Here is a 15,256-nt window from a genome sequence, read left to right as displayed (position 1 = left end):
TCCCAACTTCAGCCGTGTGGGGGCGAGCCGGAACCCGTCGTGCGCGTCCCCCTTTGTCGCCCTACTTCACGGCGCCGCCCGCTTTCCACTGCTTCCAGTTCATGTTCCACCCGCCGAGCCCGTTGTCGGGAGCGACCTTTTTGTCTCTGCTGTTGACGACCTCGACGACGTCACCGATGAGGCTGCGGTCGAAGAACCAGCCCGCCGGGGTGTCCGAGCCGCCGCCCTTCACGTCCTTCAGGCCCACGCAGCCGTGGCTGACATTGGTGTTGCCGAAGACGCCCTCCGCCCAGTAGTTGCCGTGCAGGAAGGTCCCGGAGTTGGTGAGGCGCATCGCGTGTGGGACGTCCGGGATGTCGTACTCGCCCTTGCCGTTGGCCTTCTTGAAGCCGACCGTGGCGCCGTTCATCCGGGTCACCTCGAGCATCTCGGTGACCACCATCTTCCCGTTGTACGTCGTGCTCTTGGGGGCGCCCGCGGTGATCGGCACGGTCGCGAGAAGCTCCCCGTCGCGGCGCACCTCCATGGTGTGGTCGGCGGCGTCGACGAGACTGACCTGGCTGCGGCCGACCGTGAACGAGAAGGTCTTGTACTGCAGCCCGTACACGCCGGGGGCCGCCTCGACGTCCCGCAGCCCCAGCGTGACCGTGACCTTCGTCCCCGGCTTCCAGTACCTCTCGGGCCGGAAGTCCAGGCGGTCCTTGCCGAACCAGTGCGGGCGGACCTCGACCGCCGGCTCCGCGACCACCTGGACCGCGCGCTCGACGGCGGCCCGGTTCTCGATCTCCCGGTTGAACTCGAGGGAGACGATCATCCCGGTGCCGACGGTGGAGCGGTTCTCCGGGGTGACGTATCCGATGAACCGCTCGTCGGGGACGAACGTCGTGAACGTCGTGTGCCGCGCCGAGCGCCGCCCGTACCCGTCGAGGGCCACCACGTCGACGGTGTACCTGGCGGCGAGGGCGAGCCGTTCGTCGTCGGGCCGCCAGCGCATCCCGTCCTCGGAGATGCTTCCGGGCACCGGGGACTCCTGTGCGTCCTGCTCCTTGACCACCTGCACGGACTCCAGGCGCCCGCTGGACACCCGTACCCGGATCGACTTGTCCGGGCCGACGGCCTTGCTCTGGTCGTCCGGCGAGACGCGGATGACTTCCTCGGGCGACGGAGGTTTGCCCAGTACCTCGTCCATCCCGTTCGAGGTGCAGCCGGAGGCTCCGGCCAGCAGGCCGGCCCAGGTCAGTACGGCGGCCAGCGCGGCCCCTGCGCGCCGCGCGCGTGTCTGTACGTGCTTCACGAGGGGCCCAACGACTGCGCCTCTCTGGGGAAACGTGAGTGCGAGCCAAGCGCTGGGCAGAACAGTGGGGAGAACGACTCGACGGAGAGCGGTGGCCGGGACGCCAACGGCCCTTTTCGCGTCGTTCCATCGAGCCGCAGGAGGCTGACCGGTGTCGAGCGCACCCGAGCAGGAGGCAGTACAGGAGGGGCGTACGGCGGGCGGCGTGCTGCCCGCGCAGCCCGCCCCTCTGATGAACGGCGCGTCGCGTGCGGCGCCCGCCGTGTCCGTGTGGCCCGGCGCCCCGACCCCGCTGGGCGCGCGCTTCCGCGTCGGCCCCGACGGCGTCACGGGCACCAACTTCGCTCTGTGGGCGGGTGGCGCGGAGTCCGTCGAGCTGTGCCTCTTCGACGAGGAGGGCGCCGAGATCCGGGTCCCGCTGACCGAGCTGACCCACGAGATCTGGCACGGCTTCGTGCCCGGCGTGCTCCCCGGCCGCCGCTACGGCTTCCGGGTGCACGGCCGCTGGGACCCCTGGACCGGCGCCCGCTGGAACCCGGCGAAACTGCTCCTGGACCCGTACGCCCGTGCCGTGGACGGCGACTTCAGCCTGCCGCCCGAGGTGTACGGGCACGTCCGCGACTGGCCCCAGCAGCAGGTCGCGGACACCGTGCGCGACGACCGGGACTCTGCGCCGTACGTCCCCAAGGGTGTCGTGGTCCACGACGACGAGGACTGGTCGGACGACCACCGCCCGAAGACCCCGTGGGCCGACTCGGTGATCTACGAACTGCATGTGCGCGGATTCACCCGTCTGCACCCCGGGATCCCGGAGGAACTCCGGGGCACGTACGCCGGGTTGGCGCACCCCGCCGCCATCGACCACCTGGTGCGGCTGGGGGTCACGGCCGTGGAGCTGCTGCCGGTGCACCAGTTCGCGCACGAGGACCATCTGCTGCGGAAGGGCCTCAAGAACTACTGGGGCTACAACTCGATCGGGTACTTCGCGCCGCACGCCGGATACGCCGCCTCCGGGACCACCGGTCAGCAGGTCGGCGAGTTCAAGCGGATGGTACGGGCGCTGCACGCCGCCGGGATCGAGGTGATCCTCGACGTGGTCTACAACCACACCGCCGAGGCGGGCGAGTTGGGGCCCATGCTGTCCCTGCGCGGTATCGACAACCGCGGGTACTACCGGCTGCAGACCGACGCCCGGCGGTACGCGGACTACACGGGGTGCGGGAACACGCTGCACGTGGTGCAGCCTCATGTGCTGCGGCTGATCACGGACTCGCTGCGGTACTGGGTGCAGGAGATGGGGGTGGACGGCTTCCGGTTCGACCTGGCCGCCGCGCTGGCCCGGTCGATGCACGACGTCGACATGCTGTCGCCGTTCCTGGCCGTCATCGCCCAGGACCCGGTGCTGCGGCGGGTGAAGCTGATCGCGGAGCCCTGGGACGTGGGGTCCGGGGGATATCAGGTGGGGGCCTTCCCACCGCTGTGGACGGAGTGGAACGACCGCTATCGCAACGCCGTGCGGGACTTCTGGCGGGGGGCGCTGCCCGACGTACGGGATCTGGGATACCGGCTTTCGGGGTCGAGTGATCTTTACGCCTGGGGCGGGCGGCGTCCCTACGCCTCGGTGAATTTCGTCACCGCCCACGACGGGTTCACGCTCCGGGACCTCGTCTCCTACGAGCGCAAGCACAACGAGGCGAACGGTGAAGGGAACCGGGACGGTTCGGACGACAACCGGTCGTGGAACTGCGGGGCCGAGGGAGAGACGGACGACGAGCGCGTACGGGCCCTGCGGCGGCGGCAGTTGAGGAACCTGCTGACGAGTCTGCTGCTGTCGACCGGGGTGCCGATGCTGGTCGCCGGGGACGAGTTCGGGCGGACCCAGCGCGGCAGCAACAACGCGTACTGCCAGGACAACGAGATCAGCTGGGTCGACTGGTCGCAGCTCGACGATCCCGGGTGGCGGGCGCTGTTCGAGCTGACCTCGCGGCTGATCGCGCTGCGGCACGAGCATCCTGTGCTGCGGCGGCGGGCGTTCTTCTCCGGGCGGGCGCATTCCGTGGACGGGTTGCGGGACCTGGCGTGGTTCACCGCGCGGGGGACGGAGATGACCGAGCGGGACTGGTACGCGCCGGCCGCGACGCTGGGCATGTATCTGTCCGGGCGGGACATTCCCGGGCGGGACGCACGGGGGGTGCCTGTCGTGGACGACAGTTTTCTCGCCGTGCTGCATGCCGGGGACCGGCCGGTGAGTTTCGTACTGCCCGGGCCGCCGTGGGCCTCGCGGTACGAGGTGGTGGTGGACACCTCGCGGGAGTCGCAGGCGGAGGCTCCCGGGGTGGTGCATCGGGCGGGGGCCGCGGTCACTGTGCCGGCTCGGGCGGTGTTGTTGCTGCGGGTGGTGGGGTGAGTTTGTTCGCCCCCTCCGCCCCTACCCGTCCCGTACCTGGGGGCTCCGCCCCCAGACCCCCGTTCGCCCGAAGGGCTCGTCCTCAAACGCCGGTCGGGCTGACTTGTCCAACGCTTGGACGACTTCTTGACGCTCAACCTCACCGCTGGCAACGTCCGTGGTCATGAGGATCTCCGCTGATCACCCGTGCGCGGTCGTCGCGCTCGTGGAGCGGCGCCACGTCGACCTGTGCCGGCAGTCCAGCGCCATCTGTCGCTGACCCCGCGGTCTCCGCTGCCCTCCCTCTCCCCCCTTCCTTTCCTTCCTGCGTGTCCCGTCGCGGGACACGTCTGTTCTGAGGAACCCGCATGTCCGAAATATCCCGTCGGGTCTTCGGTGGTCTGCTCGGTGGCGGTGCCGTGACCGCCGTTGCCGGAACCGCCACTGCCACCGAAGCAGCCGCCGCCGAGCGGCCGTTCCGGGCCCGTACCACCGCCTCCGGATCCGGCCGGCGCCCCAACATCCTCGTCATCCTGGGCGACGACCTCGGCTGGGCCGACCTCTCCTCGTACGGCGCACCGCACATCAGGACGCCGAACCTGGACCGGCTGGCCCGGCAAGGGGTGCGGTTCACCGACGCGTACTCCGGGTCGGCCACCTGCTCGCCGACCCGGTTCAGTCTGTACACCGGGCGCTATCCGGGACGTACGAAGGGCGGTCTCGCCGAGCCCATCGCCAACAGGACCCAGGGGCTCGACCCCAGCCACCCCACGCTCGCCTCCCTGCTGAAGAAGGCGGGCTACTCCACCGCGCTCATCGGCAAGTGGCACTGCGGCTTCCTGCCGGACTACGGGCCCACCAAGTCGGGGTGGGACGAGTTCTTCGGCAACTTCGGGGGCGTACTGGAGTACTTCTCCAAGCTCGGACAGCTCGGTGACTACGACCTGTACGAGGGCGACGCGGAGTACAAGGACCTGCGTTACTACACGGAGGTGCTGACCGAGCGGGCCGTGGAGTACGTGAGCCGCGAGCACGACGAGCCGTGGCTGCTCAACCTCAACTTCACCACCCCGCACTGGCCCTGGCTCGCGGAGGACGACGCGGGGACCGGCGCCGAGATCGCGGCGAAGATCCGGGCCGCGAGCAGCCAGGCGCAGGTGACCGCCGCGCTCCTGCACAACGACGGCGGCTCGGTCGAGAAGTACACGCAGATGGTGGAGAGCCTCGACGCCGCCGTCGGGGAGGTGCTCACCGCGCTGCGCCGGGCCGGTCAGGAGGAGAACACGGTGGTGCTGTTCGCCAGCGACAACGGCGGCGAACGCTTCTCGTACAACTGGCCGCTCAGCGGGGAGAAGGCCTCGCTGCTCGAAGGCGGTATCCGGGTGCCGACCATCGTGCGGTGGCCCGCCCGCCTCGACGGCAACCAGGTCAGCCACGAGCCGGCGTTCTCACCGGACTGGACGGCGACGCTGCTGGAGCTGGGCGGTGCGCGGCCGGACCCGGCGTACCCACTGGACGGCACCAGCCTGGCCGGGTACCTGCTGCGCGGCGAGGAGGTGGGCGAGCGCGACCTCTTCTGGCGGGTCCGGGGCAACCGGGCGCTGCGGCGCGGGGACTGGAAGTACCACCAGGCCGCCGACGGCGTCGACCACCTCTACGACCTGACCGCGGACTCCCGCGAGCAGGCCGACCTCGCGGCGGACCGGCCGGAGTTGCTCGCGGAGCTCAAGGCCGCCTGGGAGAGGACGGCGGGCGGCCTGCTGCCGTACCCCGCCTCCTGATCAGCCCAGGATCCCGCGGTCGTACGCCGTCGCCACCGCCGCCGCCCGGTCCTTGACGCCCAACTTGCCGTACAGGTGGGTGAGATGGGTCTTCACGGTCGCCTCGCTGATGAACAGTTCGCGGGCGATCTCACGGTTGGACGTGCCCCTGGCGACCAGGGCCAGCACCTCGCGTTCTCGCGCGGAGAGCGGCTCGTTGCCGGGGGCCCTGGGCGTCCGGACCGCGGTGACCAGGCGGGAGGCGACGGCCGGGGAGAGGACGCTGCGGCCTTCCGCGGCGGCGCGGACGGCGGTGAAGAGTTCGTCGCGCGGGGCGTCCTTGAGGAGGTAGCCCGTCGCGCCCGCCTCGATCGCGGGGAGGGTGTCGGAGTCGGTGTCGTACGTGGTGAGGACCAGGATCCGGGCGCGGGCGCCGGTGCGGGTGAGGTGGGCGATCGCCTCGACACCGCCGCCGCCCGGCATGCGCAGGTCCATCAGGATCACGTCGGGGTCGAGCTCGGCGGCGAGCTCGACGGCCTCGGTCCCGTTCGACGCCTCCCCCAGGACCCGGAAGCCGGGCGCCGACTCGAACATGCCGCGCAGGCCGTCCCGTACGACGGGATGGTCGTCGACGATGAGGAGGGAGATCGCGGCGTCATCGGTCATGGCGGACCAACGGTACGCGAGCCGACAAGGCCGTGCCGTGACCTGGCTCCGACTCCACCGTCAGGGAGCCCGCGATGCGTTCGGCGCGGGCGCGCATGCCGTCGAGACCGAAGCCGCCGGTGCGGGTGCGTTCGGGGACGGCGAGGGGGTCGAAGCCCCGTCCGTCGTCGCGGATGTCGAGGATCACCTCGTCGCCGAGGAAGGTGAGGGTGACGCCGACGCGGGCGGCCCGAGCGTGCCGGGAGGCGTTGGACAGGGCCTCCTGTGCGATGCGCAGCAGGGTCGCCGAGACCTCGTCGTGGAGTTGTTCGGCGGCGCCGGTGACGGTGAACCCGGCGCGTACGCCCGTCCGTTCGCCCCATTCGGCGACCGTGTTCTTCAGGGCTTCGGGCAGTCCGTCGTCGGCCAGCGCCACGGGGGCGAGGTTCTGCACGGAGCGGCGGGCCTCGCCGAGGCTGTGCCGGGCGAGGGCGGAGGCGCGGTCGAGGTGGGTGCGGGCGATGTCGAGGTCGGGGGCGTTCGCGACGACCTGGAGCTGGGCGATGATGCCGGTGAGGCCCTGGGCGATGGTGTCGTGGATCTCGGCGGCGAGGCGGCGGCGTTCGTCGGCGACTCCGGCTTCCCTTGCCTGGACGAGGAGTTGGGCGTGCAGGGCGGCGTTCTCGTCGAGGGCCTGCTGCAGCGCCGTGTTGGTGCGTTCGAGTTCGGTGATGGTGGCGGCCCGGTCGCGGGAGCGCTGCTCCTCCTGCTCGGTGAGATGGGCGATCACCGTCTGCAGGGCGGAGTTGGCGACCAGGAGCCCGGCGAACCCGATCCACTGGGGCACGCTCTTCGGCGGCAGTCCCCCGGACTGCGCGCCGGCCACGGTGACCGCGCTGGCGAACAGCCCGAGCCGCCGCCACATGCCGGCGATGAGCTCGTCGGCGTCCATGTAGCCGGTGGCCGCGTAGAACGCGAAGAACGGGTTGATCCAGGTGAGCGCGAAGGCGATCGCCCAGCGGACGACGTAGTACGCCGTCCCGGCACGGGACGGGGTCCGGCCGCGGCCGGTCCTGCGGGAGCGGGTGCCGTTCCACCAGAGCTGGAGCACGATCGCGGCGAGGACCAGGCCCCCGGCCGCGTACCACTCGCCGGGGGCGGCCATCAGTTCGCTGGAGACGGCCGAGAGGAGGACCCCGACACCGAGCAGCGCGTACGGCCCCCAGGTGTGCACCTGCTGCCAGCGCCGCTCGATCTGCGCGTCCGCCACGGTCATGCACCCAGTCTGCACGGCCCCGCTATTCCCACCGGAACCAGCGCGCGGCGCCGGCCGTGAGCAGGACGGTCCAGGCCACGAGCACGCCGAGGTGGTCCCAGCCCGGCCAGTGGCCCGCCGCCGCCTGGTTCAGGGCCTGGGCCGCCGCGCCGAACGGGGTGTAGCCGACGATGCGGGCCAGTACGTCGGGCATGGTCTGCACCGGCATCCACAGGCCCGCGCAGAACATCGCCGGGAAGAAGACGGCGGACCCGATGGCGCCCGCGATCTTCGTCGTCCGGGACAGCGCGGAGATCACCGCGCCCAGCGCGAGGGCGACCAGGACGGTGAGGACGAGGGCGACGGCGTATCCGAAGGCCTGCTCCGGCAGCGTTACGTCGAAGGCGAGCCGGCCGACCGCGAGGGCGAGCAGCGCGGACGCCAGCGCGGCACCGCCGTAGACCAGCATCTGTGCGGAGAGCAGGGCGACGGGCCGGACCGGTGTCGTGGACATCCGGCGCAGGATGCCGCGCTCGCGGTAGCCGGTGAGGGTCTGGGGCATCGCCTGGAGTCCGCCGACGATCAGGCCGAGCAGTACGGCCACCGGGACGTAGGCGTCGACGGTCCGCAGGCCGTCCAGACCCGACTCGGGTTCGCGGAAGGACGGGATGGAGCCCAGGATCACCAGCAGCAGGGTCGGGAACAGCAGGATCCAGAAGAGGCTGCCCGGCTCGCGGCGGAAGAGGCGGATCTCGGTCTTCAGTACGGCGGTGTCGACGACGGTCGCGCTCATGCCGCTGCCTCCTTCGTGAGGTCGAGGAACGCGTCGTCCAACGTGGCGTCGGTGACGCGGAGTTGGTAGGCGGTGACCCGGTTGCGGGCCAGCATGGTGATGACCGCGTTGACGGTGTCGTCGGTGCCGGCGAGCGTGATCCGGCCGTCCTTGTGCTCGACCGACGCGAGGGCGGGCAGCCCGTTCAGGTCACGGTCGTCGAGCGGCGCCGACGGGGTGAAACTGATGACGGTGGCACCGGCCGAGCGGCGGATGAGGCCGGCCGGGGTGTCCAGAGCGGCGACCCGGCCCTTGTCGATCACGGCGATCCGGTCGCACAGGCGCTGGGCCTCCTCCATGAAGTGGGTGACCAGGAGGACGGTCACGCCGTTCGCGCGGATGTCCTCGATGAGCTCCCAGGTGTCCCGGCGGGCGCGCGGGTCGAGGCCGGTGGTGAGCTCGTCCAGGACGACGATCCGCGGGTTGCCGATCAGGGCGAGCGCGATGAACAGGCGCTGCTTCTGGCCGCCGGAGAGCTTGCCGAACCGGGAGCTCAGCTTGCCGGTGAGGCCGAGGCGCTCGGCCAGGGGCCGCCAGTCGGCGGGCCTCTCGTGGAACGCGGCGTACAGCTCAAGGGCCTCGCGGACGGTGAGCTTGGCCTGCAGCTCGCTCTCCTGGAGCTGCGCGCCGAGCACACGCGCCACGCGCGCGTGCTCGGCGACGGGGTCGAGGCCGGTGACCCGGACCCGGCCCGCGTCGGGGATCCGCAGGCCCTCGACGCACTCGACGGTGGTGGTCTTCCCCGCACCGTTCGGGCCGAGGATGCCGAAGATCTCACCCTCCTCCACGGCGAGGGAGACGCCGTCCACGACGGGGCGGCCGCCGTAGGACTTCCGCAGGTCGGTCACTTCGATGACAGGTGTGGATGACATGCTTCGAGGCTCCCTGCGGAGCGGGACCCGCACCATCGGCCGTCCCGCTCGAAGCGGCATCAGCCGATCGGTTGATGCCGTCCTACAACCCCCTCGGTCTTCGCGGTACGACCCCTCTCACACGCAGGTCGTAGGACCAGCGGCCGATCCTGGTACGGCCAAAACTCGGTGGGCGTTGTCAGTGCCGATCCGTAGGCTCCCTGCTGATGGCGACAACACCTGTAACCACCAAGGACCCCGAGAAGACCGGTGGCCGGTCGGCCGTTCGCACGCTGCTGCGGCTGTGGCCGTACGTCCGGCCGGTGCGCGGGCGGCTGTTCACCGCCGCGTTGGTCGCGGTGCTCGCCTCCTGTTCGGGGCTGGTGATTCCACTCGTGCTGAAGTGGATGGTGGACGGGCCGGTCGCCGACCGGGACTCCGCGGGGGTGTGGCTCGGGGCGCTGTATCTGCTGCTGTTCGGGCTGGCGGAGGCCTTGCTGTTCGGGCTGCGGCGGTGGCTGGTGGCACGGCCCCTGGCGGGTGTCGAGGCGGCGATGCGGGCGGATCTGTACCGGCATCTCCAGCGGCTGCCTGTCGCCTTCCACGACCGCTGGGCCTCCGGGCAGCTGCTGTCCCGGGGCACCACGGACCTGATGCTGCTGCGGATGTTCCTGGCGTTCCCGTTGACCTTCCTGCTGGTCAACTCCGTGACGATCCTCGCGGGCATGGCCATCATGCTGGCCCAGGAGTGGACGCTCGGGCTGGTGCTGCTCGCTCCGGCCCTCCCCGTGATGTTCGTCTGCTGGCTCTTCGAGCGGCGGTACTCGAAGGTGGCGCGGCGGGCGCAGGACCAGGTGGGCGACCTGACGACGGTCGTCGAGGAGAGCGTGCTCGGCATCCGCATCATCAAGGGCTTCGGGCGCCATCGCAGCCAGGCCCGCGCGTTCCGCGAGCTGTCGCGGACCCTGCGCGGCACGGAACTCGCCAAGGCCCGTCTCCTCGCCTCCATCTGGGCCGTCATCGTCACCCTCCCCGAACTCGCCATCGGCGCCGCCCTCGTCCTCGGCACCGTCCAGGTCGCCGACGGCCACCTCTCCGCCGGCACCCTGGTCGCCTTCCTCTCCACCGCCCTCGCCCTCCGCTGGCCGGTCGACTCGATCGGCTTCCTCCTCGCGATGAGCCAGGAGGCAGCGACGGCAACGGAACGGTATTTCGAGGTGATGGACGAGAAGCCGGAGACGCAGACCGCCCCCGCTGGCGGCACGCGCGCCGCGGCATCCGCCCCCGCTGCTGGCACGCGCACCGCCGCAACCGCCCCCGCTGTGGGCATGCGTGCCGCTAGGGGCGGCACGGGTGGGCACAGCGGCACCTCGCAGGCGCCGAGTTGCGCACCCACCCCGACCCCAGCCCCCACCCCGGGTGCAGGTTCAACCGGCGGCCTCCAGTTCCACAACGTCCGGTTCCGCTACCCCGACGCCCCCGAGGACACCCCACCCATCCTCGACCGCATAGACCTGCACATCCGCCCCGGCGAGAGCATGGCCCTGGTAGGCGCAACCGGCACCGGCAAGACCACCCTCACCGCCCTCGTCCCCCGCCTCCACGAGGTGACATCCGGCCGCATCACCCTGGACGGCGAGGACATCACGGAGATGCCCCGCGAGGAACTCCGCACACGCGTAGCCGTCGCCTTCGAGGAACCCACCCTCTTCTCGGCAAGCGTCGGCGAGAACGTCCTCATGGGCGCCGAGGACGACGCGGGCCAACCGGAGTTGGACCGCGCACTCACCGTCGCGCAGGCGGAGTTCGCCCACGCCCTGCCACAGGGCACGGACACCCAGGTCGGCGAACAGGGCCTGAGCCTCTCCGGCGGCCAGCGCCAACGCCTCGCCCTGGCGAGAGCGGTGGTCGGCAGCCCCCGCTTCCTGGTCCTCGACGACCCCTTGTCGGCCCTGGACGTGCACACGGAGGCCGCGGTCGAGGCGGCACTGCGCCGCGTACTGGCGGACACGACCGCCCTGATCGTGGCGCACCGCCCGTCCACGGTCCTGCTCGCGGACCGAGTGGCCCTGCTCTCCGGCGGCCGCATCACCGCGGTGGGCACCCACCACGAACTGCTGCGCACGAACGCCGAGTACGCCCATCTGATGTCGGGCACAGAGGAGGACGACCGATGACGGCGCCCACGACGACCGCGCCGGGCAAGGACAAGGGCAGGGACAAAAGCAGAGGCAAAGGCAAGGGCAACCCCGCACCACAACCCCCGCAGCACACGGACCCCTTCGACCGCGACGCCCTCCCCACGCCCCCGGGCGCGACCGCCGCGCTGCTGCGTTCGCTGCTCGCCCCGCTCAGGTCCCGCGTGGTCCTGACCTCCGTCCTGCTCCTGCTTCAGCAGGCCGCGGTCCAGGCGGGCCCGCTGCTCGTCGCGTACGCCATCGACCGCGCCGTACCGGCGTTCCGGAGCGACGACAACGGCCCGCTGATCGCGGTGGCGGTCGCGTACCTGCTCTGCTCGGTGGCCTCCGGCGCGCTCCAATACGCCTTCATCCTCGCGTCCGCCCGCGTCAACCAGGACGTGCTGCTCGACCTGCGCGGCCGTATCTTCCGGCATGCGCAGGCGCTCAGCATCGACTTCCACGAGCGGTACACCTCGGGCCGGCTGATCTCCCGGTCCACGACGGACGTCGAGTCACTGCGTGAACTCCTCAGCGAGGGCCTGCAGGAGCTCGTCACGGTCATCCTGTCCTTCGTCTACATCTCGGCGATGCTGCTCTGGCTCGACCTGGGTCTTGGCGCGGTGGCGGTCGCGTCCTTCGTGCCGCTGTATCTGCTCATCCGGCTCTACCAGCGCCGCGCGGGCCGTATCTTCGCGATGCGCTCGACCGCGATCGCCGCCGTCATCGTGAAGTTCGCGGAGACGATGAACGGCATCCGCCCGGTGCGGGCGTTCCGCCGCGAGGCCACCAACGACGCGGAGTTCGGGACGCTCAACCGGCACCACGAGCGGACGAACGGCGACGCCATCCTGGAGATGGCCCGCTATGTCATCGGCTCCCGTCTGGTCGCCAACACGGCCGTCGCGGGGATCGTGCTGTGGGGCGCCCATCGGGTGGTCACGGACTCGCTGGCGCTGGGCGTGCTGGCCGCCGCCGTGTTGTATCTCCGCCGTCTGTACGACCCGATCGACCGCCTGGGCATGTTCCTCAACTCCTACCAGTCCGCGGCGGCTTCGCTGGAGAAGATCGCGGGCCTGCTGGCCCAGGACCCCTCCGTTCCTGAGCCGGCCGCGCCGAAGCAACTGCCCGCTCTCGCGTCCCGACACCCCGGCCGCGAGGTCGTCTTCGACGGGGTCCGCTTCGCCTACCGCACCGGCGGCGAGGTCCTGTCCACCTTCGACCTCACCCTCCCGGCCGGGCAGACGGTGGCCGTCGTCGGCTCGACGGGCGCGGGCAAGTCGACGCTCGCCAAGCTATTGGCCCGCTTCTACGACCCCTCCGACGGCCGGGTCCTCCTCGACGGTGTCGACCTGCGCGAGCTGCCCGTGCCTGAGCTGCGGCGCGGGGTGGTGATGGTGACCCAGGAGGCGTTCCTGTTCTCCGGCACGGTCGCCGAGAACATCGCCATCGGCCGCCCCGACGCGACCCGTGAGGACATCGAGCGCGCCGCGAAGGCGATCGGCGCCCACGACTTCATCAGCTCCCTGCCCGAGGGCTACGACACGGACGTACGCAAACGGGGCGGCCGCATCTCGGCGGGCCAGCGCCAACTGGTCGCCTTCGCCCGGGCGTTGCTCGCCGACCCGGCGGTCCTCATCCTCGACGAGGCGACCAGCTCCCTGGACGTCCCGGGCGAACGGGCGGTCCAGCGCGCCATGTCGACGGTCCTGCGCGGCCGTACGGCGGTGGTCATCGCGCACCGGCTGTCGACGGTGGAGATCGCCGACCGGGTCCTTGTGATGGAGCACGGCCACCTCGTCGAGGACGGCACTCCGGCCGAACTCGTCGCGGACCGCGGCAAGTTCGCGGATCTGCATCGGGCGTGGCAGGACAGCGTCTCTGATCAGTTCAGCGATCCCAGGCAAGAAGTAGCGCCTGGCGCGGGTTCTGCCCACCGTGGAGGAGTGGCGTGAGCGTGCAGGTGGAACCCCGCGCCCAGTGCTGCTCCTCGTGGCCTGTGTCGGCTGGTGGTGGGTGTGCTGATCGTCGTCACGCGCTGGTGCCGGTGGGCTGCGCGGGGCAGCCGGGTCCGGTCCGTGTGGGCGTGTCCCTCCGGACGCTTACCCGCCGGACCCGGGGGTCTGGTGGGGGAGGGTGTCCGGCGTCGCCTGGGCGTCGGACATGTGGCGCGGTGCCGGGTGGGCCCGGTCTTGGACCGGTCCGTCCGGCTGGTCTTCGGCACGGGCGGTGTGATGACCGCGCCCGCTTCGAGTCTGTCCACCACGGTGCGGATGGCCATGGCCCCGCTGGTGCGGTCAGTGACGGTCTTGGCCTGGTGGGTGAGGCCGCGGGCGGCGATGCGCCGCCACGCCCCCTGGTCGCGGTCGCCCTGCCAGCCGCAGGAGCCGCAGACGGCCCACTTCCAGCCCGCCGTGGTGGGCCGATCGGGGGCCTTGCGGTGCCGCAGCACGTCCAGGCACTGCGGGCAGTGCCTGGACGTGCCCCGCGCCGGAACGGTGACCACGGCGATGCCGGCCTCGGCGGCGAGGTGCCGCATCCGGTCCACGATCCGGCCGCGCACCTGCTGGGACACGCGGGTGTTGACCGCGCGGCCCATCCCGCGGGCTTCCATCGAGCGGAGGTCTTCGACGTAGATGACGCTCGCCCCGGCGGCGACGGCCTGATCCACGGCCCAACGGGCGGCAGCCCAGGCCAGGGCGTCGTTGAGGTTCGACCGCCGGTCGGACACATGACGGATCTCGTCGGCCAGGACCGTGTGCCGGCCAGTCAGGTGGTGGTGTTCGGCCCCGCTGATGAGCAGCTGATACTGGTCGGCCTTGGTGTGCAGGTGTTCGGACAGGCGGCGCAGCCGGTGCTGTTTCGCCAGGACACCTGCCGCGCGGAACATGCCGCCGCCGCCGAGGGCGGCGATGGTTCCGTCATCGTGAAGCCGGGCAGCTCCGGCGGACAGCAGGGTGTTCAGACCCCAGTCCACGCCCAACGCGACCACATGCCCGGTCCGCCGGGTTCTGGGGACGGCGTGGGTGTAGGCGAGATCGGCCCGCACCCGGCCCTGGCGGATACGCAGGGTCGGCAGGTGCAGCATCGCACCGGCCGGGACCGTCGGCGGCAGCTTGATCGGACAGGCCACCCACGTCCAGTCCGCGTAGGACCGCGGATCAGGGCGGGTCGGCAACTGCACGCGCAGCAGCGCCCGGCCCGGATCGTCGGCGCGTTCGATGGTGACCTGCTGCCCGTCGCACGCGGACAGCAACAGCATGTGTGCGATCCGCGGCGCCGCCTCCAGCTCGAACACATCGACCGGCATCCGGGCGTGCCGGGCGGCGAACGAGGTGATCTGCCGGGTGCGGGACTTGATCACGCTGGATGGCAGGGACTGCCCGCCGGGCACCGCCTCCCGCGCCGCATCCCACTCCTGCGGGGAGCGCCTGGCAGGGTCGGCGGGCCAGGCCGCAAGCACTCCGGCGGTCAGATCGGCACGCCACTTCGCCGCGCGCAGGGTGCGCCCGGCCCACTCCTGGGCCATCCGCACGATCCGGTCGTTGACGCGGATGCCCTCGCACGGGCCGACGGTCCAGCCCAAGCGGCGCAGGGCCATCCAGGCGTTCGACGGCAGCCTGCGGCCCTCGGCGTCCTCACCGCAGGCCAGTGCGTCAACGTCGGTGGCGTTCCAGTGGTCGGCCAGCAGCGCGGAGACCATGCCCGACACCAGATCAGCAGCCCATCCCACCCGCTCCGCCAGCACCGAGGCGGACAGGGGTTCACCCGTCTTCTCCTCCACGCCGGTACGCAGGAGACCACGAGCGCAGGCGGTGCGGGCGGTCTCACCCTCGGCAAGCGGCAGTTTCCGGCTCACCCATGCCCCCTTCCCGCCCGCGATGCTGTCATCCGATCAACGACACTCCCCACGGAAGGTCACGCATTCGATCCGGGTACTCACATACGACACCAACACCGAGCACACGGCATGACGCCAGCGGATGACCAATCGCTACGGATACCTAAGGAAATACGTGAGCCTCGTATAGCGGCCGGGCAGCACACAGGGGCGCG

General features: G+C 71.2%; 11 protein-coding genes. 5 read left to right on the top strand and 6 right to left on the bottom strand.

The window, feature by feature from the left end; genetic code table 11:
- Positions 1 to 61 precede the first annotated feature (61 nt).
- Positions 62 to 1,294 carry an Ig-like domain-containing protein gene (locus OG219_RS33465; protein ID WP_266832858.1) on the bottom strand — a complete coding sequence of 411 codons (1,233 nt, stop codon included), beginning with the start codon at positions 1,292 to 1,294 and terminating at the stop codon, positions 62 to 64.
- Between the two features lie 151 nt (positions 1,295 to 1,445).
- On the opposite strand from OG219_RS33465, the gene glgX reads away from it, so the two are divergent.
- The 3 genes from glgX (at position 1,446) to OG219_RS33455 (ending at position 5,461) form a co-directional block, all read left to right on the top strand.
- Entirely contained in the window at positions 1,446 to 3,701 is a 2,256-nt protein-coding gene (gene glgX / locus OG219_RS33460; protein WP_266832856.1) for a glycogen debranching protein GlgX, read from the top strand.
- A gap of 163 nt (positions 3,702 to 3,864) precedes the next feature.
- Complete coding sequence (locus OG219_RS48285; protein WP_353962409.1) at positions 3,865 to 3,960, top strand: putative leader peptide; 96 nt, start codon at positions 3,865 to 3,867, stop codon at positions 3,958 to 3,960.
- 88 nt (positions 3,961 to 4,048) lie between these two features.
- The gene (locus OG219_RS33455; protein ID WP_266832854.1) at positions 4,049 to 5,461 is read left to right on the top strand and encodes a sulfatase; all 1,413 of its coding nucleotides are present in this window, start codon (positions 4,049 to 4,051) and stop codon (positions 5,459 to 5,461) included.
- Here the strand turns inward: OG219_RS33455 and OG219_RS33450 are convergent, their stop codons facing one another.
- The 4 genes from OG219_RS33450 to OG219_RS33435 are packed head-to-tail and all read right to left on the bottom strand — an operon-like array spanning position 5,462 to position 9,044.
- The gene (locus tag OG219_RS33450; RefSeq protein ID WP_266832853.1) at positions 5,462 to 6,106 is read right to left on the bottom strand and encodes a response regulator transcription factor; all 645 of its coding nucleotides are present in this window, start codon (positions 6,104 to 6,106) and stop codon (positions 5,462 to 5,464) included. It lies immediately after the preceding gene.
- Positions 6,096 to 7,361, bottom strand: a complete 1,266-nt coding sequence (locus OG219_RS33445) for a sensor histidine kinase (protein ID WP_266832852.1) — start codon at positions 7,359 to 7,361, stop codon at positions 6,096 to 6,098. Before OG219_RS33445 ends, OG219_RS33450 begins: the two co-directional genes overlap by 11 nt.
- Before the next feature lie 22 nt (positions 7,362 to 7,383).
- A complete protein-coding gene (locus OG219_RS33440) occupies positions 7,384 to 8,133 on the bottom strand; it encodes an ABC transporter permease (RefSeq protein ID WP_266832850.1) in 750 nt (249 codons plus the stop codon).
- Positions 8,130 to 9,044: an ABC transporter ATP-binding protein gene (locus OG219_RS33435; RefSeq protein WP_266832848.1), complete on the bottom strand. Its 915-nt coding sequence runs from the start codon at positions 9,042 to 9,044 to the stop codon at positions 8,130 to 8,132. The genes OG219_RS33440 and OG219_RS33435 overlap by 4 nt, the downstream gene beginning before the upstream one ends.
- 206 nt (positions 9,045 to 9,250) lie before the next feature.
- Between OG219_RS33435 and OG219_RS33430 the strand changes: the two genes are divergently transcribed.
- Both OG219_RS33430 and OG219_RS33425 read left to right on the top strand, forming a co-directional pair.
- Complete coding sequence (locus OG219_RS33430) at positions 9,251 to 11,200, top strand: ABC transporter ATP-binding protein (protein ID WP_266832846.1); 1,950 nt, start codon at positions 9,251 to 9,253, stop codon at positions 11,198 to 11,200.
- Positions 11,197 to 13,155: an ABC transporter ATP-binding protein gene (locus tag OG219_RS33425; protein ID WP_266832844.1), complete on the top strand. Its 1,959-nt coding sequence runs from the start codon at positions 11,197 to 11,199 to the stop codon at positions 13,153 to 13,155. Before OG219_RS33430 ends, OG219_RS33425 begins: the two co-directional genes overlap by 4 nt.
- Here OG219_RS33425 and OG219_RS33420 read toward each other — a convergent pair.
- Positions 13,086 to 15,059, bottom strand: a complete 1,974-nt coding sequence (locus tag OG219_RS33420; protein WP_266832842.1) for a zinc ribbon domain-containing protein — start codon at positions 15,057 to 15,059, stop codon at positions 13,086 to 13,088. The two genes, OG219_RS33425 and OG219_RS33420, sit on opposite strands and share 70 nt — an antisense overlap.
- Positions 15,060 to 15,256: the final 197 nt, after the last annotated feature.

It is taken from the genome of Streptomyces sp. NBC_00038, from assembly GCF_026343635.1.
Classification (GTDB): Bacteria; Actinomycetota; Actinomycetes; order Streptomycetales; family Streptomycetaceae; genus Streptomyces.
This window is presented reverse-complemented; position numbering and strand designations above follow the sequence as displayed.

Coding starts and splice junctions, on each gene's coding strand:
- OG219_RS33445 (WP_266832852.1), bottom strand. CDS start 7,361: ATGACCGTGGCGGACGCGCAGATCGAGCGGCGCTGGCAGCAGGTGCAC.
- OG219_RS33440 (WP_266832850.1), bottom strand. CDS start 8,133: ATGAGCGCGACCGTCGTCGACACCGCCGTACTGAAGACCGAGATCCGC.
- OG219_RS48285 (WP_353962409.1), top strand. CDS start 3,865: ATGAGGATCTCCGCTGATCACCCGTGCGCGGTCGTCGCGCTCGTGGAG.
- OG219_RS33455 (WP_266832854.1), top strand. CDS start 4,049: ATGTCCGAAATATCCCGTCGGGTCTTCGGTGGTCTGCTCGGTGGCGGT.
- OG219_RS33435 (WP_266832848.1), bottom strand. CDS start 9,044: ATGTCATCCACACCTGTCATCGAAGTGACCGACCTGCGGAAGTCCTAC.
- OG219_RS33430 (WP_266832846.1), top strand. CDS start 9,251: ATGGCGACAACACCTGTAACCACCAAGGACCCCGAGAAGACCGGTGGC.
- OG219_RS33425 (WP_266832844.1), top strand. CDS start 11,197: ATGACGGCGCCCACGACGACCGCGCCGGGCAAGGACAAGGGCAGGGAC.
- OG219_RS33450 (WP_266832853.1), bottom strand. CDS start 6,106: ATGACCGATGACGCCGCGATCTCCCTCCTCATCGTCGACGACCATCCC.